20 protein-coding genes and 1 pseudogene are annotated in these 22,830 nt (G+C 42.9%); 15 read left to right on the plus strand and 6 right to left on the minus strand.

Annotated features, from left to right (window positions below; translation table 11 throughout):
- Window positions 1–227: 227 nt before the first annotated feature.
- The 9 genes from H583_RS0123340 (at window position 228) to H583_RS0123380 (ending at window position 10,202) form a co-directional block, all read left to right on the plus strand.
- Window positions 228–857, plus strand: a complete 630-nt coding sequence (locus tag H583_RS0123340) for a hypothetical protein (protein WP_028562588.1) — start codon at window positions 228–230, stop codon at window positions 855–857.
- Complete coding sequence (locus H583_RS0123345) at window positions 857–1,630, plus strand: hypothetical protein (RefSeq protein ID WP_028562589.1); 774 nt, start codon at window positions 857–859, stop codon at window positions 1,628–1,630. The genes H583_RS0123340 and H583_RS0123345 overlap by 1 nt, the downstream gene beginning before the upstream one ends.
- A 73-nt stretch (window positions 1,631–1,703) precedes the next feature.
- Window positions 1,704–2,144, plus strand: a complete 441-nt coding sequence (locus tag H583_RS0123350) for a hypothetical protein (RefSeq protein ID WP_154665964.1) — start codon at window positions 1,704–1,706, stop codon at window positions 2,142–2,144.
- A 109-nt stretch (window positions 2,145–2,253) separates the two neighbouring features.
- The gene (locus H583_RS0123355; RefSeq protein WP_028562591.1) at window positions 2,254–3,018 is read left to right on the plus strand and encodes a Nif3-like dinuclear metal center hexameric protein; all 765 of its coding nucleotides are present in this window, start codon (window positions 2,254–2,256) and stop codon (window positions 3,016–3,018) included.
- A gap of 627 nt (window positions 3,019–3,645) precedes the next feature.
- Window positions 3,646–5,160: a response regulator transcription factor gene (locus H583_RS0123360; RefSeq protein ID WP_028562592.1), complete on the plus strand. Its 1,515-nt coding sequence runs from the start codon at window positions 3,646–3,648 to the stop codon at window positions 5,158–5,160.
- Window positions 5,161–5,165: 5 nt separating this feature from the next.
- Window positions 5,166–6,944 (plus strand): cache domain-containing sensor histidine kinase, encoded by a 1,779-nt coding sequence (locus H583_RS0123365; RefSeq protein ID WP_028562593.1) that lies wholly within the window; start codon window positions 5,166–5,168, stop codon window positions 6,942–6,944.
- 162 nt (window positions 6,945–7,106) lie between these two features.
- Window positions 7,107–8,408 (plus strand): ABC transporter substrate-binding protein, encoded by a 1,302-nt coding sequence (locus H583_RS0123370; protein WP_028562594.1) that lies wholly within the window; start codon window positions 7,107–7,109, stop codon window positions 8,406–8,408.
- A gap of 100 nt (window positions 8,409–8,508) precedes the next feature.
- Window positions 8,509–9,381 carry a carbohydrate ABC transporter permease gene (locus H583_RS0123375; RefSeq protein WP_211228350.1) on the plus strand — a complete coding sequence of 291 codons (873 nt, stop codon included), beginning with the start codon at window positions 8,509–8,511 and terminating at the stop codon, window positions 9,379–9,381.
- Complete coding sequence (locus tag H583_RS0123380; RefSeq protein ID WP_028562596.1) at window positions 9,378–10,202, plus strand: carbohydrate ABC transporter permease; 825 nt, start codon at window positions 9,378–9,380, stop codon at window positions 10,200–10,202. The genes H583_RS0123375 and H583_RS0123380 overlap by 4 nt, the downstream gene beginning before the upstream one ends.
- A 158-nt stretch (window positions 10,203–10,360) precedes the next feature.
- On the opposite strand, the gene H583_RS35595 is transcribed toward H583_RS0123380, so the two are convergent.
- A complete protein-coding gene (locus tag H583_RS35595; RefSeq protein ID WP_028562597.1) occupies window positions 10,361–11,356 on the minus strand; it encodes a linear amide C-N hydrolase in 996 nt (331 codons plus the stop codon).
- On the minus strand, window positions 11,353–11,850 hold the full coding sequence (locus H583_RS0123390; protein WP_036710550.1) for a hypothetical protein: 498 nt from the start codon (window positions 11,848–11,850) through the stop codon (window positions 11,353–11,355). The genes H583_RS35595 and H583_RS0123390 overlap by 4 nt, the downstream gene beginning before the upstream one ends.
- A 717-nt stretch (window positions 11,851–12,567) precedes the next feature.
- On the opposite strand from H583_RS0123390, the gene H583_RS0123400 reads away from it, so the two are divergent.
- A complete protein-coding gene (locus H583_RS0123400; protein WP_028562600.1) occupies window positions 12,568–12,903 on the plus strand; it encodes a hypothetical protein in 336 nt (111 codons plus the stop codon).
- A 350-nt stretch (window positions 12,904–13,253) separates the two neighbouring features.
- Here H583_RS0123400 and H583_RS0123405 read toward each other — a convergent pair whose 3' ends face one another.
- Window positions 13,254–13,787, minus strand: coding sequence for a cupin domain-containing protein (locus H583_RS0123405; RefSeq protein WP_028562601.1), 534 nt, complete (start codon window positions 13,785–13,787; stop codon window positions 13,254–13,256).
- 255 nt (window positions 13,788–14,042) lie between these two features.
- Between H583_RS0123405 and H583_RS0123410 the strand changes: the two genes are divergently transcribed.
- Window positions 14,043–15,401 carry a DJ-1/PfpI family protein gene (locus tag H583_RS0123410; protein WP_028562602.1) on the plus strand — a complete coding sequence of 453 codons (1,359 nt, stop codon included), beginning with the start codon at window positions 14,043–14,045 and terminating at the stop codon, window positions 15,399–15,401.
- A 280-nt stretch (window positions 15,402–15,681) separates the two neighbouring features.
- Here the strand turns inward: H583_RS0123410 and H583_RS36805 are convergent, their stop codons facing one another.
- Window positions 15,682–15,843, minus strand: a complete 162-nt coding sequence (locus H583_RS36805; RefSeq protein WP_154665965.1) for a hypothetical protein — start codon at window positions 15,841–15,843, stop codon at window positions 15,682–15,684.
- Window positions 15,844–16,228: 385 nt separating this feature from the next.
- On the opposite strand from H583_RS36805, the gene H583_RS0123420 reads away from it, so the two are divergent.
- On the plus strand, window positions 16,229–17,176 hold the full coding sequence (locus tag H583_RS0123420; protein WP_028562603.1) for an NAD-dependent epimerase/dehydratase family protein: 948 nt from the start codon (window positions 16,229–16,231) through the stop codon (window positions 17,174–17,176).
- A 59-nt stretch (window positions 17,177–17,235) separates the two neighbouring features.
- Here the strand turns inward: H583_RS0123420 and H583_RS36275 are convergent.
- Both H583_RS36275 and H583_RS0123425 read right to left on the minus strand, forming a co-directional pair.
- A pseudogene (locus tag H583_RS36275) lies at window positions 17,236–17,370 on the minus strand (MerR family transcriptional regulator); the annotation flags it as partial.
- 244 nt (window positions 17,371–17,614) lie between these two features.
- The gene (locus H583_RS0123425; RefSeq protein ID WP_028562604.1) at window positions 17,615–18,718 is read right to left on the minus strand and encodes a GntR family transcriptional regulator; all 1,104 of its coding nucleotides are present in this window, start codon (window positions 18,716–18,718) and stop codon (window positions 17,615–17,617) included.
- 419 nt (window positions 18,719–19,137) lie between these two features.
- On the opposite strand from H583_RS0123425, the gene H583_RS0123430 reads away from it, so the two are divergent.
- The 3 genes from H583_RS0123430 to H583_RS0123440 all read left to right on the plus strand — a co-directional run bounded on the left by H583_RS0123430 (window position 19,138) and on the right by H583_RS0123440 (window position 22,645).
- A complete protein-coding gene (locus tag H583_RS0123430) occupies window positions 19,138–20,079 on the plus strand; it encodes an ABC transporter permease (protein ID WP_245585976.1) in 942 nt (313 codons plus the stop codon).
- A complete protein-coding gene (locus H583_RS0123435; protein WP_051236870.1) occupies window positions 20,079–21,014 on the plus strand; it encodes a carbohydrate ABC transporter permease in 936 nt (311 codons plus the stop codon). Before H583_RS0123430 ends, H583_RS0123435 begins: the two co-directional genes overlap by 1 nt.
- A gap of 62 nt (window positions 21,015–21,076) precedes the next feature.
- Window positions 21,077–22,645: an extracellular solute-binding protein gene (locus H583_RS0123440; protein ID WP_028562607.1), complete on the plus strand. Its 1,569-nt coding sequence runs from the start codon at window positions 21,077–21,079 to the stop codon at window positions 22,643–22,645.
- Window positions 22,646–22,830 lie beyond the last annotated feature (185 nt).

The following is a 22,830-nucleotide window of genomic DNA, read 5'->3' on the forward strand; positions in this document are numbered from 1 at the left end:
GTGGATGATATCGTGAAGGCGCTGGTCAAATAGAGAAAAATCTCCGAGCCATCGGTTTATAACCGGGGCAGGAGGTTTTTTAATAGCTGCGAAAGTTATTAAGTAAAATCCAAAGTGAAAATACATACAATTCACAAGGTGTTCATATTTTTTTACATATAATACCTTGAAAGCGGTTTGCTTGGTATACTAAAATAAACCAATAACAAAAGAAAGGTGGTATATTAATGAAAAAAAAGAAATTTATCGTTACAATGGGGGGAGTTGTTGGATTAGCCGTAGTTACAAGTCTTAGTTTACTATTGGCAACCGGATCTTCCAAGCCGGAAACTTTTGATGCATCAAGCACGATTACACTGAGTATGAGTGAAAACTATAATCCGGAAAAAACACCGCCCGGATTTGAATATGAAAGAAATAGCGAAACGGCAAATCTGTTAGGACTAGATAACAGTTTTAAATCCAGAAGCATCAGTTCTATCACTGTTAATCAAGCGGTTAACAAAGATGGAGATTATTATGTTGGCAAAGATGGTACTGCAGAAATTATTATTGAGGGAAAGACGCATAACTTATCAATTCAAAGCTCTTTAGTTTCACATCATGTACTCAGCAATAATCACAATCTTTTAACTGGAAGTTTTGAAACTGAAATTGCAGATGAAAGTGGAAAAACGCTTCCAACCACAATTGGTTTTACAAAAATTGTTGAAACAGGTGAAGAGTTCTTTCTTGTAACTATAGGAACACTTGAGGATGGGCCTGTGGTATTACCTTTTGGTGATGACAGTTTTGGAACACAAGAGATTTACGACATTATTTGGAGCCAAGCTAATGTTGAGGAGGTCCAAAACTAATGATTAAATCTAAACAAATGAAAAAAATTGTTATTTCATGTATTGCTGCAATTACGGTAATGACAACCTCATCATCAATTGCTTCCGCGAATTTACAACTTCATCATAAAGGAAATGCTTATAGTTACAAATTCAATGGAGGAAATTCTGCAATCAATGATTGGAGTACTGTAGTAATGTCCACTTCATCGGTTATGGATTCTGACAAGAGGCAAGGAAGGACAAAAGTACAAGCCTGGGCAAGACTTGACACGGTTCAAGCTCATTATGGCAACAGATACGCCGCTACAGTTTCTGCAGTAGAAACAAAGATGAAAGCAACCACGGCAAATAGCAGAGAGCATTTTGATATATTTAGTACGAATCCGGGTCATAGGGTTAGCAGTTACTCAGTAGATACAACAATTTTTGATTTACTGGATTATAGAGTACCTGGGGTGGGTTTAATAGGGAATATTCTGAATGTGTTTTCTAATGGACTTACTTCTGGAACTTCTCAGAATCTTTCCAACTCAAAGGATGCTACACTAACCTTCTTGAATCCTACAAATGCCAGCTTATCGAATAACATTAGTTGGAGAAATGCTAACCAAGAGATAGGATCCAGAAATAAATCAGGCGTTACTACGGAGTTCAATTTCCGGGTATTGAATGGAGTCAGAATTAATGTTTCTGCCCATGCAAGAGTACAATATGGAATGTATGCGACTAACTCAGTTATACCTATAAAAATTTGGTCGGACGAAGCGTCTGTTAGTCATACATTAAATTAAATATATGAAGAGATATTCTAAAATCATTATCTTTGCTATTGTTTTTATTGTTATTTTGTTACTGGTACTTTTTATGAATAGATCCGGTTTTAAGAGCAACGATGAGACAACTTCAGAGTTCTATGAGAGTTTTATTTCCAGTGTCCAGACCTTGAATAAGGCACTAGATACTGTTTCTGAAGCATCTGGAGACGAAAAGTCCGTCAGCATGTTTGATGTTTATACGTATATGCTTTTTGTGAACCAGCGATTAAATTTTTTATTAGATCACGCTGATTCTATAGAAAAATCAACAACGATAAAAAACGATTTGTTTTTGTTAAGTTCTCATTATCAATCACAGGTAAGAAGTCAAATATCGGATAAAGAAACTTTTAATCTTGAAGCTCATCTTAAGCTAAAGGAACAGCTTAATTTATTTATGTTAGAATTACCAGATAAATATGATGAATCGCAAGCTTTTATTAAACAGTTTAACAAAGCATCAGCACATATAAAGCCGTTGATTAATTGATTTTAAATGAGCAAGACCTTATATTCATTTTGATATAAGGTCTTGCTCATTTTTTACTTTAATAAATTTGGCGTTGGGCCTGAAATAATTATCCTGGGGGGAACCACTGATGAATCTTCAACAATTCAGCTCGCGTATTGAAGAATTATTTGGTCAATTACTTGAGGATTTTAATGAGAATGATGAGTATGGGTATTGCAATTTTACATCCGCAAATTACAAAAAATTAGGCTATGCCACGAACATTACCCCGGAGATTATCTTGCAGGCTGCAGAGAAGAATATTGATTTGATAATTACCCACCATGATGCATGGGAGTTTGTCTATGGCATGAAGGAACGATGCGTGGAACTTTTAAAAGAGCATCATATTGCGCACTTTTATATTCATTTGCCTCTGGATTATGTTGAATTTGGTACGTGCAACTCCTTGCTCCGATTGTTGGGGGCCCATAATATCACCCAGCAAACTCACCATGCAGAAGGACAAAGTACGGTAGGGATTGGCGAGCTTGACACTCCAATTACAATGGAACAACTGGTAACGGAAATGACCCATTTATTAGGGGAAAAAGTATATGTTCAACAGCATACCAATAAAGAAATTAGAAGAATCGGAATGGTAACCGGGGCAGGAAATAATACAGGGCAATTGAGGGAGGCATTGCATAACAATTGTGATGTCTATATTACTGGTGAGAAAACATTATATACGACTCAATATGCCAAATTCATCAATATGAATCTTATTGTTGGAAGCCACACATTTACCGAGATATTCGGAGTGAGGTCACTTGCTCTCAAGGTGCAGGAGAAGTTTCAAGACATAGAAATTTATCAATTAGACGAAGAACATGATGAAGTAATACGGTAATTTATAAAAGTGTAAGTGTCGCATAATGAAAGGGCCGGGGAGCGCATCCCTGGTTCTTTTTCTATATGTTCTTATAACCGCCGCTTTCCACAATCCCTCGTTGGAAGAGCTTGAGAGTCCAATCATCCTGAGCTAAATCTGGTACAGTCTGCCGTTAGATTCCAGGCTAAAGGTTGTGATACAATCTATCTTCGGCAGCTGAGTTTAGGATGATGATTATGGTTTCAGGATTGAGAGGGCGAAGCCCGGCATGCTATTTGACAGATAGGTCTTAAAGCTGTACGATGCTCCCATAACGGAAGCCATGCGGCTTCGTATCCGTATCAGGATGCTGAAACGATTACTGTTCAACAAAATAGTGAAATGAAAGACTTAACTTAAGAATTAGTGGTTAACCGCTGTAAGTAGCTTGAACGGAGAGAAAGAGGGAGGCTGGAGAAGCGTAGCGGTCGCCTTTGTTCGCGGATTTCAACCACCTACAGGGAGGAATAGAGGAAATCTGGGAACAACAGCGATCGGAAGTCCCCTCTTTCTCGCAGTGTTGCTTCAGAGTTCCGTGTCAACCACTGATTTCGATTTTGAGCCAAATGAAATGGATATAGATATGTTCTACAAGGAGGTGCAGGCATGCAAACTGCCGGTTACTGCAAGGTGCTGATTGTGGATGATGAGGTTCTTATCCGTCAAGGTATCAAGTATTTTATAGATTGGGAACGAGAAGGCTTTCATATTGCAGGCGAAGCCTCCAATGGACAGGAGGCGTTGGAGCGCATTGAGGAACTGCGCCCGCATATTGTGCTGACGGATATCGTCATGCCGATTATGGATGGGGAGCAATTGACCAAGGAGATTAAAAGCCGGTACCCGGATATTGAAGTTATTGTGCTTAGCAGCTTCGGTGAATTCGATTATGTGAGATCCACCTTCCAGAGCGGCGTGGCCGACTATATTCTGAAGCCAAAACTGGATATGCAGCATTTGCTGACTGTATTGAAGCTAACGGCAAAGCGCATACCAGCACTTCAGACCGGCCAGGGCGGGGGAGAACGAAGCCTGACCATGGAGCGGCTGCTCGATAGCTTCATGAACGGTTTCGAATCGAGTTTTCGGGTGGAGGAAGTGAAGCAATTTTTTCCTCATGCTCATTTCAGGCTGGTTGGGAGCAATGACCGCGGAGTTGCAGAACGGTTAACAGAGTTGCCTCAGTCGGTGCAGGTGCTGCTTCCTCAGCCGCAAGAGAGAACTGCCCATGCATGGCTTATTAATGGGAATGAAACGGCTATGAGCGCTGCGCTCCAGATGGTGAAGAACAGAACTTCGGCCAATGGAGGAGCGGTAGCCGTGAGTCCCGTATTCAGCAGATTGGAAGAGCTTTCATCGGTTTACCGCGATTCCCTGCTAAAACTGCTCCAGTATGCATTTTATTTGCCAGAACTTGATGTTCTGGTTTTTGAAGAGCTGCCGCAGCCGAGACCCGCTCCACAACCTTTCCTATTAAATAAGCTTACTGAAGCGTTTAAATGGGGGCAATTTAACGAAGCGTTTGGCGAACTGCGTGATCATGTATCTGCGATGGCTGCCTGCTATACGCTGGATGTGTTTGAATTCAAATCTTTTTTGGGCAATCTTATTTTCAATATGACGGTGCTGCTCAGCAATATGGAATACAACTCCAAATCGCTAGAGACAAGCAAATACGAATACTTTAAAAAGATCGAACAGTCCCGCAGTGCTAACGAAGCTCTGGGGATACTGGATGATTTTATTGCCGAGGCCGAGCATTGTATTGCCAGTAAAGCGGCCGATTCCAGTAATGAAAATATTAAAAAGCTATTGCAGTATATACAGAATCATTATGCCGATCCGCTGACGCTAACTGAAGTTGCGAAGCATTTTCACTTTAATCCATCCTATCTGTCCAGCTATTTTTCTACTCATAATGAAGAAGGATTCGTGGACTATTTACATAAGGTGAGAATCGGCAAGGCAGAGGAACTGCTTCAGGCAGGCGATGCCCCCATTTCCGAAATTAGCGGTTTGGTCGGTTATTCGGATCACAGCTATTTTTGTAAAGTGTTCAAGAAAAATACCGGTTTGTCCCCGAGCCAGTACCGCAGGCAGTATCGGAGCAATGGAAAGTGATGAGGATGAATAAGCAAATCGAGAAATTAAAGCATAACGGTCTTTTTGTGAAAATGTTCCTCATAATGGTGGTTACGATCATAGCGGTCTCCATAACTACGACTTGGACAACGATCAGAGTGTCGGAGCGCGTCTTTATGGAAACGTTCAGCATTACCAATACAAAGATTATTGATCAAATCAACCATAGCATGGATGCATTTAATTATTCGATTGTGCAGGCAGCGAACACGATATCGCAAAGTGGTGTCATCCGCGGCTATTTGACCGAGGCTGAACAAGACTCGCTCCATAATTTGAGGGTATTCTATCGGATGGACGATATTATGCACCGGATCGCCTCGGGCCTTGAGACCTACGAAGTGGAAATCAAGGTTGCAGGTGCAAACGGGCGATTATATACGACATCGGATATTTCGTATTTGAAATTGTCAGCGGAGCAGTTGAAGAATGATCCGCTCACACAGCGAGCGCTGGAGGAGCCACGCAAACTGTTGTACCAGCATGTGAAGCCCGGGGATGGGGACCAGCAGCTGCAACAGCTTCTGGTTGTAACCAAGCCGCTGCTGAATACATCGTCAGGCGATGTATACGGAATGATTTACTTTATTATGCCGGAAAATAAATTTGCCCGCTTCTACGAAGCCTATACCAGTGAGGGCAACGATGTCATTGTGATGAATAAGGAAGGGATGATCCTTTCATCGAGCCGCAAGATGTGGACCGGGCAAGAAGCCGAGGAGCTGATGAAATCCGCCAGAGAGCTGGAAGAGCGGAACATGCCGTATGAGAACAGAGTTATTACGGGCAAGGAGCAAATTGTGCTGTCCCAATATTTGCCGCTGCTTGACTTGTATGTCGTCAATTTGATTGACAAGAAGCAGGCGATTGGCGAGCTGACCAATATGAAGGCCTTATTAATCAGCATCGTCGTTATCGTGGGTATATCGTTGATCATCGTATTTACAGTTTCCCGCCGCATGACCAAGTCGCTTACAAGGCTGGTGAAGCAGATTTCCACGATCTCCAAGTATGAGTTTGATCATAAGGTATCCGTTGGGGGAAGCTATGAGACGCGCCAATTGGGACTTGCTTTTAACGCTATGATCGACGAGCTGCAGGAATATGTGAAAAAGCTGGTGCAGACGGAAAAGGAGAAGCGCAATGCGGAGCTCGAAGCATTGCAGGGACAGATTAACCCCCATTTTTTATATAATACACTCGCTTCGGTTAAATTCATGGTGCAGCAGGGTAGCCGGGACAAAGCGGCGGATACGATTAATGCCCTCATTTCGCTATTACAAAACGTCGTTGGCAATATCAGCGAGACCATTCCGCTTAGCCAGGAATTAGTCAACATGCGGCATTATGTGCTGATTAATCATGTGCGCTACGGGGAGCGGATTAAGGTGCATTATTTCATATCGCCTGACTGCATGGGATATCATGTGCCAAAGCTGATTATTCAGCCGTTTATTGAAAATGCATTTTTTCATGGATTTAACCGCAAAACCGAAGGCCATATTTATTTTATGGCATCCAAGGAAGGCCATGCACTGGTATGCGAAATCGTGGACGACGGGGACGGTTTTGCGATGGACAAGGAGGATGGAAAATTAGGGCTGGTTCCGAGAGGAAAACGCCAGCTTTTCACAGGAATTGGTGTGCATAACGTTCATGACCGTTTGAAACTGCTGTATGGAGACGGGTTTGGCCTGACCATTTCGAGTGAGCCGGGAGAGGGCACACGGGTTAAGATTAGAATTCCGTTGCTGGATAGATAAAGAAATTACTAATTTCTAAAAATCTTTTCAAACACCAAGAAACATTAAAATGAAATCTATAATAATTTGACAAGTGGGGACAAAGATCATTATAACGATTCTTTGTCCCTTAGTGTTATGCTTGAACAGACAGAGAGATTAACGAAAATGGAGGTTCGAAATATGAAGAAAATGCTTGCCTTGCTTCTTGCCAGCATGGTTCTGTTGTCCGCATGTTCATCTGCAGCGACAAACAAGACCGGAAATGAAAGCGAAACCAATGGAGACGGTAAAGAAAAGATCACGATTTGGGCCTGGGATCCCAAGTTTAATATTGCTGCATTGAATATTGCCAAGGATGCTTATAAAGCTGAAAATCCAAACCTTACTGTAGATATTATTGAAAATGCACAAAACGATATTGTGCAAAAATTGAATACGGGTATGAGCTCGGGTACGACCAAGGGTCTTCCCAATATTGTGTTAATTGAGGATTATCGTGCGCAAAGCTTCCTCCAGGCTTACCCGGACTCGTTCTTCCCGGTTACAGACTACATCCAGACGTCTGAATTTGCAGACTACAAGCTGGGACCTACAAGCTTTGAGGGCAAAAACTATGGCGTTCCGTTTGACTCTGGTGTAACGGGTCTGTATGTAAGAACAGACTATCTGGAGCAAGCTGGCTACACACCTGCCGATATGCAAGATATTAACTGGGATCAGTTCATTGAAATCGGCAAAAAGGTAAAAGAAGCCACGGGCAAGGATTGGCTGACAATGGACCCTACCGATTTGGGCATTCTGCGTATTATGATTCAGTCTGCTGGTTCGTGGTATTTGAAGGAAGACGGTAGAACAGCAAATCTTCAAGACAACCCGGTACTTAAAGAAGCATTCGAGACGTACAAGAAGATTGTGGATGCCAACATTGCGAGAACCCATTCCGACTGGAGTCAGATGGTAGCTAACTTCAACAATGGTTCAACGGCTGCAGTCGTATCGGGCAACTGGTTTACACCGTCCATCATGGCTGCAACAGATCAAGCCGGCAAGTGGGCGATTGTTCCTCTGCCAAAGCTTACGAATAATGCGAATTCTATTCATGCATCGAGCCTTGGCGGCAGCTCTTGGTATGTCCTGAACGTGCCAGGCAAAGAAGCAGCTGCGGAGTTCCTTGGCAAAACCTTTGGAGCCAATGCAGATATGTACCAGAAACTTGTTGCTGATGTTGGAGCGATCGGCAGCTTCAAGCCTGCTGCTGAGGGCGAGGGATACAAAGCGCCTAACGAATTCTTCGGCGGACAACACATTGTAAGTGATTTTGCCAAGTGGACCGCGGAGATTCCAAAAGTTAACTATGGTCTGCATACCTATGCGATTGAGGACACCATTCTGGTTGTGGAAATGCAAAATTACTTGAATGGCAAAAATATCGACCAGGTACTATCCGATGCGCAAAAGCAGGCGGATGCGCAAATTAAATAAGGTTGATTGTTAAAAAACCTGGTATAGCTGCTGCTCGTTACTTCTGCAAGAAGCGGGCGGCATGCTCCAGGTCTTTCATTTGAAAAGGAGAACAACAAAAATGAACTTAAGGGCTAGAAACAACCTCATCGGGTGGTCGTTCATTGTCATCGCCGTCATCATGATCTGCCTATTCTATTTCTACCCGATGATTCAGGCATTGATATTGTCTTTCCAGTCAGGAACCGGCACGAATTTGACTTTTGTCGGCTTTGGCAACTACCAGCGTCTGTTTTCGGACACGACGTTCCTGACGACGCTAGGCAATACCTTTTTATTTTTGATTATTCAAGTTCCCATTATGATTTTACTGGCAATCTTTATTTCCGTATTGCTGAATGACAAAAACTTGAAGCTGAAAGGCTTTTTCAGGACGGCTATTTTCTTGCCTGCCGTCACATCTCTGGTTGCCTATTCCGTCATTTTCAAATATTTGTTTGGTCCGGAAGGTCTTGTGAATCTGTTTCTTCTTAAACTGAACTTTATCAGTGATCCGATTCAGTGGCTCAGTGATCCGCTCTGGGCCAAAGTGACCATTATTATCGCAATTACTTGGCGCTGGACAGGCTATAACATGATTTTCTACTTGTCTGCCCTGCAAAATATCGACAACTCCATTTATGAGGCGGCCCGGATCGATGGCGCGTCCTCCTTTAGGCAGTTTACCAACATTACAATACCGCTGCTGAAGCCAATTATTTTGTTCACATCCATTACCTCAACGATCGGTACCTTGCAGTTGTTCGATGAAGTAATGAACATTACGAAGGGCGGACCGGGAAATTCCACGATGACGATGTCGCAATACATCTATAATTTGTCGTTCAGATATACGCCGGACTTTGGCTATGCTGCGACCGTTTCGTATGCGATAGTGATTCTGATTGTCATCTTCTCCGTACTTCAGTTTAAATTGGCAGGTGATAAAAAATGAACAAGCTGAAACGTGCACTCATCTATCTGTTTTTGAGTGTTGCAGCCTTTATATCGATTGCCCCGTTTTTGTGGATGATCGTCAGTTCCACGAACCGTTCGGTGGACGTCACACAGGGCAAGCTGTTGCCAGGACCTTACTTGGGTGAAAATCTGACCAAGGTCATGGATAACGTCGACCTGGTGCCGGCGCTGCTTAACTCTGCTAAAATTTCGATCACCACGACGCTGCTTTCACTGCTGATCGCGTCACTGGCTGGTTATGGATTTGAAGTCTTTCGTTCAAAAGCAAAAGACAGAGTATTCGGCATCCTGTTATTATCCATGATGATTCCTTTTGCAGCGATCATGGTTCCATTGTTCCGTATGTTTGGCAGTATCTCGCAATGGTTGCCGTTTATCGGTATCGACACCATCACGTCAGCCATTCTGCCGACGGTCACGACAGCGTTTCTGATCTTTTTCTTCCGCCAGAGCACCAAAATGTTTCCGAAGGACATGCTGGAGGCGGGACGAATCGATGGGCTTTCGGAATTGGGGATTTACTTCCGTATTTTTGTACCGACGATGAAAACGAGTTATGCAGCTGCGGCGATCATTACGTTTATGTCGAGCTGGAACAATTACTTGTGGCCGCTCGTTGTGCTGCAGTCTCCGGAAAAGCGGACCATTCCATTGCTGATCTCCAATCTGGGCTCCAGTTATTCGCCTGATTACGGCTTGATTATGACCGTTATTTTGATTGCTACATTGCCTACAGCCATTGTATTTTTCGTCATGCAAAAGCATTTTGTGGCGGGCATGACAGGCTCGGTTAAATAATGAAAGATGGAAGGCGGCGCATGATGCGCCGCCTTTTGCTATATGGTTTTTTCATTTAACAAATTGCATGCAAGAAGCCGACTGATCCGTTGAATGAAGAGCGGAATCTTCTAGTCCTGCAATCAGGATAGATAGCTGCTGGTAAGGCCGCCTTATAATTAGCCGAATGATTCGGGATAATGAGCCAGGTAATGAATCATTTCATCCGTTATCTTCCATTGAAAATAGGAAGTCAGTAGCGGATCTCTAAAAAAAGAATGCACCGCTTGATAATTGAAGTCTGTTGTGTACTCTTCGAACTTCACGTTTTCACCTGTTGAGCATAGGCCTTGAAGGTCAGTTGCTTGCGCCCTTGTATTGTTGGTGAAATCAAAATCAGTGAATGAAATGGATCTGCGGTTTGAATCCAGAGAGGTTGCCATATGAATTTGTAAGCAGCTTTGGTCATACACAAGGCTAAACACAGTATCTTCACGCCGTGCAGCTGACAACACTTCAAATCCCCATGGAATGGAATTCTCAAAGTTGCCGCTGCTTTTAAGACGGTTGACTACTGTCAGAAAACGTAGCATCGAGTTTTGCTCATATTCAGCTTGATCCCGCCAAGCGATGATTCCGGCTTCTATTTCTTGACATGCCATTTTATAAGGAGAATTGGTTATCAAAGGATATTTCAATTCCTCATGGTGTACAAGAATGGTTCCATTAATAAATTCAACAATCGCACAATTACCGTTGCGGTCGGCAATCAGATAGTGAAGCTTCGAGGTATTCTGTCCGATAGAAATGGTATGAGCAGCTTTCAATACTTCTTGCACCGACTGGCACGTATCCAGCATGTACTGAATCCATTGAAGTTCGTTTACCGTAGGAAGGCCGGTTATGGAAGGATATTCGGTTTCCAATAGGGTTGTCTGTTCGACAACCAGGCCAGCTTCATTCATCCCCCCGTTAGGGAACTCCTTCCCTACTTGGGAAACGGTGATACTTCCGTAGAGGGACACCCAGGATGCCGCTACCTCAGGAGGAAGAACAAGCGCGGACTTGGTTATACCGCGTTGATTGGAAAACAAAAAAGCTTTATTGTAGATGACATCTTGATTCTTGCCAATAAAATAAGTATCATTTGTGCGATATTGAAATGCAGTACTCACTGGTTTGTCTCCTCCTCTGTTTGCAGGATTGACGCTAACTGGGTTTCGGACCCTTGCTCAAGTCTGCTGAGGAATTCCCGGCATAGCTGTCTGGTATACTCGCTGCCTTGCTCATAAACTGCCGTAAACCGGGAGATTTGATGCAGCTTCTCTTGATCCCGCGATAATTGTTCCAGCTTGTCCTGATACCCTTCTTTTTCAGGGAATTCTTCTGGCTGTTCAAGCTTCTGACGCAGAAAAATGATTTGAACCTCGATCTTTCGTTCTTCAGTTAAATCTTTTAGATAGAAATCTTCCTCAATAAGTGCAGTGAATTCCACATGAAAATAAGAGGCAAGCAAATCCAGTCTTTCTTTAGGCACGGGACGCCGTTTCTTGACCCAGTCTGTAAATTGCTGAGGGGTCACTCCCACATCATTGCATACTTTGGCATAAGAGAACTGATGGATAAGCGCCAAGTATTGTAAAACAGTAAGGGGCGGGACGGTATTCATAGACAGGTGATCTCCTTCGACATATTATATGTCGGATTATAATCAATGACGTATTCTATGTCAATGTTTGAACTGGACATAAGCCAAAAGTGGATAGGATGTAAATTAAGCAGGTAGTTCTATTCGTATACAATGGTTCTAATGGAATGATATAGTAATAGGATGAAGGTGCTTGCGCCAACCTTAGCTTACGATATTGCGCTCACGCAGGACTTACCTCCCGTCGAAAGAGCTGCAGAGGTAACCATTCCGGCGTTAATCGGGGTTGGCGAGAGGAGTCCCACAGGATTACATGATGTCGCCCGGCAATTAGCGCAGGCAATTCCAAATGCAAAGTACTCACAGCTTACAGGTCAAGACCACATGGTTAACGCAAAAAAACTGCTGCCGCTGCTTTCGGATTTTTTTAGATAGGGAAGGCTAGAGCGATGGTATAAGAATCCGGTGAAGGCACCTAAGCTGGTGCCTTTTAACTTGCCGTTACAGCTAACACGGAGAACCGTACCACAAGTAACGGCAGTCCTGGGACCCACCTCCCCCATATTTAACCTACCGACTTAAACGTCACTCAAAAGCAAATTCTCATGTGTTCGAAAACCTAAAGGCAATGTTGAAATTATGATGGAAGGGTATAACTCAATTTTGACCCTGTTAACTCCTCAAGAACGATATTAAACTCAAAATCCAATTTTTTGCAATGCAAAAAGGAGGGAAACAGTGAAATCTGATGAAAAAAAATCTAGTTTCTGTAGACGATACCTTAAAACAGTTATTGGCGCTATTGCCATAAGTTTTACAGTAGGTTTTTTATTCGCTCTATTCTCTGCAACCAAAAAACTAGGCAGCCTTAAAATTGGAGATTACCCAGAAATGCCTCAGGATGAAATAAACAAACAATATGCTGAACAATTTCCGTCTGTGATTTTTGATTCTATTCTGTTATTTTTGGTATTATGGTTACTATTCTCTATTTTTTATCTACTCGTTCATTTTAAACTTAAGCATAATATCAACCTAATTCTTGAAATTTGGCATTACTTCAGGAGAAAATAGCCAAAACAGTCCATCCTTGGCTGAGGATGTGCAGTGAATTCCACATGAAAATAAGAGGCAAGCAAATCCAGTCTTTCTTTAGGCACGGGACGCCGTTTCTTGACTCAGTCTGTAAAAATCAACAACGATAAAAAATGTGAAGGAACAGCTCCAATTATTTATGGAAGAAATACCAGTCAATATGATGAATCACAAGCTTTTATTAAATAGTTTAGCCGTGCAGCAGCACACATAAAGCCATTGATTGATTAATTGAGAAATCCTTAAATTGTAATCATTCGTACAAAAGACTGGACAAGCGTCATAGGCTTGTCCAGTCTTTTGTTGTAAATGCTACCGTATGAAACCAACTATACCGTTACTGCAACAGGAAGTTCTTCATAGGCTAATTTTCGGATCACATCGTGATGCTCAGGATATAGCGGGAGTAATTCCTTTTGTGTAAACAGTTCGAAATCCTGAAAATCAAATCCGGGTGATACCATGCATCCAACAAGGGAGAAGGTGTCTGCTTCCAGCACTGAAGAGCCGAAAATGGAGTTTTTGGGAACCAGATATTGCAGGGTTTCGTTATTGTCCAGGTTGGTCCCCAGTTTTACTTCCTCATATCTGCCATCTTCGTGAATGACATGAATGGTTAATGAACTTCCTGCATGATAGTACCATAGTTCATCTGATTTCAACCGATGGAAGTGCGATACTTCCCCGGAACGCAACAGAAAATAGATACTGGTGTACAGAAAACGATGACCATCGAATTGAACGGATAATTCCTGATCCGTAATTTTTTCCTCGCCTTGATAGGTTCTTTTATAGTACCCACCCTCGGGATGAGCAGCCAAGTTCAGTTTGGAAATCCAATATTCGGGACTAGTTGCCGGCATGCGATCATTTCCTTTTTATTTATTTTGAATTTCTTCATAATACCATGGTTTAGAGGATTTTGCGACATTGCGTTGCAGGTATCGGATATAGCCCTATCGAGTCTTGCGAAAAAATGAGAATGGACCAAAGTCCAGCAACCGGCTCGACGTTTGTACAGTCCACTCAGCCGACCACAGACCGATGATAAATGCGTCCTGGGTTGTTATATTGAATGAGGTACAGATTCTGGCCTTAGGCTGAAGGAGAATAAGCAAATGAAAGCTGTAATACGTATCATCGTATATCTCATCATTTTTGTTGTTATCGTAGGAGGGACAGGGGCAATTGGATTAATGAGCACCATGAATGCCGGGATGTCGGTTTACGATAAGACGCCCCCTGTACTGACGAATGTGCAAGTACCCAAATATGATTCCGGCAAGCCGACTGTTGCTGTGCTGCTGGCGAACGAAGTGACAGAAGTGTTCGACTTTCTCGTCCCTTACGAGATGTTTGCTATGACTGAGGCTTACAATGTATATGGTGTGGCTCCTGACCGCAACATCAAATCCCTTACAGGAGGGCTCGATGTTGTCCCGCATTATTCATTTGAAGAAATGGACACGATGCTTGGCAAAGGTCCGGATATTATCGTCATTCCGTTTATGCCGATTCTAAATGAACAGAAGTATGCGCCTGTCCGCGAGTGGATTCAGAAGCATTCGGATGATAAAACAACATTACTCTCGATCTGTAACGGGGCTGAAAACCTGGCGGATACCGGATTGTTGAATGGTAAATCTGCTGCAACACATTGGGGGGATATCAACCGGCTTATCAAGCAATATCCTGATATCCAGTGGGTGAAGGATCAGCGTTACGTTCCGCAAGGCAACATGGTATCGTCTGCCGGTCTGACATCAGGGATCGACGCAACACTCTATGTGATTTCCCAGCAGTTGGGTGATGCGGCTGCGAAAAAAGTAGCAGAAAACATGAATTATCCATCTTATGAATACGTAACAAACCCGGACATGAAGCCCTTTAATGCCGGATTGAGCGATATTACGTATATATTGAATAATGCGTATCAATGGAATAAAGTCAAAGCGGGTGTATTGCTCTATAACGGTGCAGATGAGCTGGACTTGTCCGCAGCTTTCGATACATATGCCGCTTCCGGCACGACAACGACACTGACAGTATCGGGCAAGCATGAACCCATTGTAACGAAGCATGGCCTGAATCTGGTTGCCCGCTATCAGACAAATGACGTGCCGGAGCTCGCAAAATTGATTGTCGTCGGTGAAGATGCAGAGTATGAAGCAGCCGAAGACATTGAGCAATGGAATAACAGCGGCAATCGTGCAGAGCTGCTGTTCCTGCATCGTGATGCAGAGGGCCGTTTTGCAATGGACCCGGCATTCGAGGATTTGGCCGGACAAGAGGATATCCAGACCGCGAAATTTGCTGCCAAGCGGCTTGAATATCGGGCCACTGACCACTTGAAGCTGGAAGGCAGCACATTCTCGTATGAAGCATTTGGCATACCGGTGCTCCTTGGTATTGTGTCTGTGATTATCGCTTCCTTCATTGATAGACGATTTATCTGCAGGAAAAAAAGGATAGAATAGGAGCGGCAGGGAATCGTACGTATTAATACTGGGCAAACATCGTCTTGCAGGCCAAGTGCCTCGGGCGATGTATTTTTTTACTCCGAATCATTAGGTGGTTGGCGGACACCCGGGATCAGCCGGGGAATGAATCGCTCCGTCAATTGACTCGCCAAGCTGCAGATCAATATGCCCGGAGACAGAAGGGGGCGCACTACTGGCGCAAATGCTGGAGTTGCTCGAGAGCATAGCTGGATAAGTGCTGCACCCGTCAGCCATACAGGAGAACAAGCCGGGGAAGTTAGCCGGCTTGCTCTCCCATTTCCTTCAGCACCGGCTCATAGGACTTGTAGCCAATGTTTACGCCGCGGAATGATAGCTCGACGCGAATCGTATGTCTCACTGCTTTCTCGGCCTCGAGTACCTCCGGCTGCTCATCAATGACCGAGAAGCCGTCACACAATGTGACCACCAGCCCGCGATATTATTCATAAATTCTATAGGGCCATATAACATATACATGTAATTATTCAGTCAGGTGTGTTTCCACGTACTCCATTGCGTTATTCATGCGGTCCAGCCAATCCATTCAGATGCTCCTTTCAAGTTTGATTATAGGTGAAGGCGGGAAATGGAGCCTTGCAATTCTTGCACCGAAATATCATGTTCGATACGAATAGGATTAAAGATGATTTCATAATTGTAATGAGGATTACATTAATAGTTCTCTAAGTCTGATACCATTTAATTGTTCCAAAACAGGTAACTTGGAGAATTAAAGGTCCTATATCTAATAGAAGTGATGATGAAATAAACTGTATATATACCTATAGAAAATGGAGGGTATTATGAACGTACTCATTACTGGCGGAACAGGCTATATTGGGACAGTGCTCGTAGAGGAAGCGCTGAAGGCCGGGCACACTACACACGTCTTGACCAGAAGCACAGCTAAATCGCAGAATTTGGAGCAGCAAGGCGTCAAAGTGATTGTTGGGGATATTTTGCAGGATGGACTGTGGCAGCAAAAGATCAATGAGATGGATGCAGTTATTCACTTGGCAGCTCCGCCAACATGGGGCAAAAAAGTCACCAAAAAAGTGGCGCTTTCCTATGCAGACGGGCATTTGCAGTTAACAAAACGTCTTTTCGAAGCCATTGATCCTGAGCGTCTCCAACGTCTTGTTTTTGTTGGCGGCACAAGTTATTTTGGGGATTCGGGCAATCAGGACCCTAAGACAGAATCTTTCCAAGCGGAGCCGAAGGGGTGGGGGCCGTATATCGCACCCTCGATCAGATATGCAAAAGAAAAAATTGCCGCCGGATATCCTGCCACAATCGTGTTTCCTGCACAAATTTACGGGCCTTCCTCATGGATGGAACAATTATATTTGCAGCCGTTATTTACAAAGAAACCTCTCACATCTTTAAAAGGCTATCGTCCGTATTTTTCACCCATTCATATTGAAGATTGTGCACGTGCTCTTTTGCATTTAACGGAGCATGGTGAAATAGGTGAAGATTATATCATTTCCGATCTGCAGCAGCTTCCTTCCGCAGTATTTAGAGATGAAATTATCAAGATTATGGGTGTGAAGGACCCCAAATTCCGTGAAGTGCCCCGCTGGTTATGTCAATTCATTTTAGGACCCGTGCTGACAGAATATGCAACAGCCCATACTAATTTTTCTAGTAATAAGCTTCAGGGAACAGGGTTCAAGTTCCGTTACCCGACATATAAAGAAGGCTTGCCGCAAGTGGTTAAAGCCTGGCTTGATCTGCAATTATCAAATTAAAAGGATGTAGATGAATCAAATGAAATCGAGAGTTGGGGCAAAGGCATATTGCGCGGCTGTTAATGTCTAATTTGTTCCCGGTGCGGTCTCGAGTGAATCAGGAGTCTGAACAAATCCTCATCGGTATAAGTCCGGTATCCCTGTTCACTGTAGCCGCTTGGCTTGAGCTGCCCCTTTTCACCATAAAAGCGGAGCGTACGTGCTGTCGTTGGGTCAGTTTCTCAGCTCCTTTCAAGCACTAGTATATTAGTTGACGTTACGGTAACCGCAAGCATTCTTTTGATTTATTGGAGCATTGATATTTCTTGTGGGCAGACTTTTGGATTGGGAAAAAGGAAAAACCGGGAAAAACCTTGATTCTGCAAGGCTTTTCCCGGTTTTTCTGGCGCAGACAAGGATTACCTCACCATACGCAAACTGCGAATGTAAGGCAATGAATCAATGGTTATTTTTGTTTGATGGAGGTGCGGTTGAACTCCGGAGCAGCAGTTCCGTCGGGAGCAGTATTTTTTGCTTTTCCTGGGTTGGGTTATTGATAATGGATAACAGGAGCTTGGCAGACTCTGACCCGATTGCCTCTACTTGCTGCAGCACGATAGATGGTGGGGTCTCGGCCAGATTGGGGTACTCAAAATCATCAAAGAAAATAACAGATAGTTCCTCCGGAATTGAAATGCCCATGATTTTGGCGGCTTTATACAAGAGTTGTCCTGTTCCCGCATTTTCAGCAAATATAGCCGTAATCTCCGGATGCTTTTCGAGAAAGACGACGATATCCTGGACGTTTTTGAACTGCTGTCGATGTTGATGGATAATCGGCATGCGGGCATCGGCTAGCGCTTTCTCATAACCGCTAATCCGTTCTTCTTTACTGGCTGTAGCGGGGGCACTAAATGATAAAATACCGATGTTTTGATGTCCAAGCTCTATGAGATGCCGGGTAGCCTGATAAGCGCCACCGAAGTGATCCGAGCATACGCAATGCACCGACAACCCGACCAGATCACGGTCGATCAGCACAATTGGAAAGCCTGAGAGCGATAACTGGAAAATTTCCTCGTTGTATTTTTCTCCATCTACCGGAAAAACCAATATTCCCTGCACGCCAAGCTGTATCGCATCCCGAATCAGCTCTTTTTCTCTTTCCTGAGACCCATTCGTAGTTGAAAAAATAACCTTGTAGTTTGAAAGTGAAAGTTCTTTTTCTGCTCCTTTAAGCAGACGCGCGGTAAATGAATTTTCCATGGATGGGGCGATGTAGTAGATGAGCGGAATTGAAGTGCTTTTCTTCTCATAAAGAATCGGCACGCCTTGTTTGCTTGATACGAAACTCCCTTTTCCTTGAATCCGATGAATAATTCCCTGCTTGACTAAGGAATCCAGTGCATTTTTTACGGTAATGCGGCTGACTCCGAACTTTGCGGCAAGATCATTTTCGGAAGGGAGACGGTCCCCGGATTGAAGAATATGCTTATCAATTTGATCCGTAATAAAAGATCGAATTTGTAAGTAGTGGGGGATACGTTTATTATTATGTGTCAACTAATATTAACCTCCATTTATTTATATAACAAATATACAACTTATCCAACTTGTTGTAAAGTTGTTATTGACGGATTAAAATAGCGGTGATAGTATCAATGTGTCAATAAAATTACATGTAAATATGTAATGGTTCAAATATACAACTTAAAAGGATGTGCATAAAATGAACTAATACTTGGTAAGGGGGAATCTTGTTTTTGCAGGGGACTGGCCCACAATGAGTCACTTATTTCCAGCAGCGTTCTCATGTAAATCAAGATCAATATTACATATTGATTGCAATGAATACGCTTACTTTATGAACAATTGAAACCGTTTTATTTATTTTCGTGAATCGTCTTAAATATGCTAAGTTTTAAAGCTTCTGATTTAACTCGATTATAGTTTACATTTTCATACTTAAGAGGTGACTAATTTTGGCAAGTTTACGTGCGGGGCATCGCTCAACGAAGTTGTCTTCACCATTGTGGTCGAATATTAAAAGATACAAGTTCATGTATATTTTATTTATTCCGGCCATCATTTATTTTATTATCTTTTCCTATGTTCCCTTTTACGGTCTAACGATCGCCTTCAAAAAATATATGGCCTTCCAGGGGATATGGGATAGCCCGTGGGTGGGTTTAGATAATTTCCGGTATATTTTTTCATCCGAAAAATTTCTGACTGTTTTAAAAAATACCGTCCTGATACATACTTACGCACTTATATTCGGTTTTCCTATTCCCATTTTGTTTGCTATTTTGCTCAATGAAGTAAAAAATCAACTGTTTAAGAAAACGATTCAGACGGTTACCTATTTCCCTCACTTCTTATCGTGGGTTGTATTTGCAGGTATCGTAGTTAATTTCGTCGGTCCAACAGGGGTAATTAACACGATTTTGGTTAATTTAGGCATGCAGCCATTGAATTTCCTGACAGATACGGAACTATTCCGTCCGATGCTCATCGTAACGGGGATTATTAAGGAGTTTGGCTGGGGAGCGATTATTTATCTGGCAGCCATCTCTGGTATTGATCAGGAGCTATACGAAGCTGCCCGAGTGGATGGAGCCAAACGGCTGCGTCAAATATGGCATATTACGCTGCCGGGCATGAGGCCAATCATTATACTCATGTTCGTTTTAAATCTTGCAAGCATTTTGGATGCGGGTTTTGACCAGGTATTTAACTTATATAACCCGGCGGTCTATGAAGTAGCTGACATTATTGATACATACGTTTATCGTGTCGGTATCCAATCCACCGATTATTCGATTGCTACTGCGGTTGGTATTTTCAAAGGAGTAGTGGGCTGTGTGCTTATTATTTCAGCAAATTCAATGGTAAGAAAATGGGAAGGGAGATCATTGTGGTAATGAATGGAGCAGCAGAAGTGACGACGAGCAAAATGTTGAAGAGACGCAGAAGCGCCTTAGGCACGCAAAATCCTTGGTGGGCACAAGCAATAATTTACTTGATCTTATTTGTATTAGGTTTGATTACCTTTATCCCTATTCTAAATGTGCTTGCTATTTCATTTAGTGAAGCATCGCAAATACGGCTGAATCCGATGATGCTGATCCCGCAACAATTTACACTTAGCGCTTATGAATATATTTTTAGTACGCCAATCCTGACACGTTCTTTTTTAATTACAGTTATGGTTACTGCAGTCGGCACTTTTTTTAATCTCATGTTTACCGCATTTGCAGCCTATGGATTGTCCAAGCCGAAGGTTCCGGGCTACACCTTTTTTACATGGATGATTATTTTGCCTATGTTAATCGGGGCCGGATTAATTCCTTATTACATTTTGCTGAAAAATATAGGCTTGATTGATTCTTTATGGGTGCTCATTCTAGGCGGACTTGTCTCGCCATTCAACTTCATTTTGATGCGGAACTTTTTTTGGTCGATCCCCGAAGGGATTGAAGAGTCCGCTTCTATAGATGGGGCGAGTGAATTAATGACACTATGGAAGATCATCCTGCCACTATCTAAGCCTGTACTGGCAACCGTGGGGTTATTCTATGCGGTAGGCCACTGGAATGATTATTTCAACGGTTTGATTTTTATTAACGATAATACCAAATGGCCGCTTCAAGTTGTATTGCGTTCCATCATTATTGACCAGAACATGATGAATATGGGGGCGATTCCACAATCGATGGACCCGTCCAAAGTCGTCGTTACTCCTGAGAATATTAAAGCAGCTGCAATCATTTTTGCTGTCTTGCCGATCATGCTGTGCTATCCGTTTTTACAAAAATATTTTGTCAAAGGGATTATGATTGGTTCTGTAAAAGGCTAGATCAATTATCTTTGATTATCCCAAACGGGGTTATCATAAACGATTAATAGGGGGAAACAGAAATGAAAAAGCTATCGATGTTGCTGCTTACGGTGCTGATGACTATTTCCGTAGCAGCAGGTTGCTCCAAACCAGGCAATGATGGGCAAGCACCCGGCCAGCAGGGGGAAGGAAATGAGCAGGTGACCAAGTTCACCTATTTGAAGCCGGTATGGGGACCGGCAACCTATCAAAAGGGCGGGCCATTCGAAAAGGAATTATTCCAAAAGGCAAATGTTGAAATTGATGTGCAAATTGTACCGGTCACTGATTACAATACAAAAGTCAAAACGATTATCGGTTCAGGCACAGTACCGGATGTCGTATGGGGTTCAGGCCCAAGTGATGCTTTCTTTAAGCAAACACAAGACGCAGGAGCCTTTCTCCCGATCAATGAATATCTCGACAAATACCCTGTGGTTAGGGAGGCCGTTCCAGAAAGTCTATGGGAATGGTTGAAGGATGAACACGGCAACGTCTATTTCTTGCCGAATACGCTTAATCCTGACGTTCAATTTATGATGTACTACCGTCAAGATTGGTTTGATGAACTTGGCATTGAGGTGCCAACAACAACAGCGGAGTTCGAAGCAGTTCTGGAGAAAATTAAAAACAGTAAAATTGACGGAGATAAGAAGCTTCCATTAACCGCTGCCGATATGTGGACATTAAAGGATTTGGCCACTTCATTTGGTACAAGCTTAAATGGTTGGGAGCCATCGCCAGATAATCCGGATTGGCTGCAGCCGTTTTTCCAAAATCCAAAACAACTCGAGTTCTACTTGTGGGTACAAAAGCTGAAAAGAGAAGGGCTGATTGATCCCGATTTTCTTGTAAGCCCTAACTCGCATAAATCAGAAGACAAATTCAAAGCTGGCAATAGTGCAATTCTCATCTCGCATTACAATAGCTACCCTACGATTGTAAGCGAAATCAAAAAGACAGATCCGAATGCCAAAGTAGGAATCATTTCTCCACTTGTTGGACCACACGGAGATAAGGGAGGCGTAAGAACGGTCCTTCCGATTGACAGAGGTTTCTATATTTCTGCGAAAGCCAAAGATCCGGATGGCATTTTCCGCTACTTGGCATGGCAGCTCACGGAAGGCCATGACATGATGAAGTACGGGATTGAGGGGAAGAACTATGAAATTAAAAATGGAAGAAAAATACTGTTCCCTGAAGACCAGATGCCTAATGAATACAAGCGTCCGCAGATGGAGCCCTTCTGGACTTTAATGCCGTTTAGCGATACAGGCGCAGTAGATTGGGAATACAACAAAGATTGGATGGAAAACTTGGGCGTATCTGATGTGTACGATTTGTACAAGCAAAAGTATGAAGAGTATTCGGCAAATAAATACCCGGATTATCGCAATAAATTTATTCTAAGTGCTACAGAACTTGAAATTGGCTCGAAGCTTCATGAAGATTTTATGAATACCGTTATAAGCGGGCTGCCTATCAATTACAAGCTGACTAAAGATGATTGGAACAAACAGGTTGAACTTTGGCTAAAAGCAGGAGGGAGTACAATTCTAGAGGAAGTCAATCGCAATCAAACGGATAAATCCAAGCCTAGCTTTAACTAGCTGGCATAAGCAATGACAGGCCAATTCTAAAGATAGTTTTCAAAAGAAGCATTGAATCGGACAAGTGTGTATGCGCACCCGATTCAATGGTTTTTTTATATGTAGAACTTGTATGAAGAATAATTCGTATGAACTATACCATAAGCGGTCGCAAACGTTTATTGTAAGGATGGGCAAGACGGCCT

It is taken from the genome of Paenibacillus pinihumi DSM 23905 = JCM 16419, assembly GCF_000422505.1.
GTDB lineage: Bacteria > Bacillota > Bacilli > Paenibacillales > Paenibacillaceae > Paenibacillus_D > Paenibacillus_D pinihumi.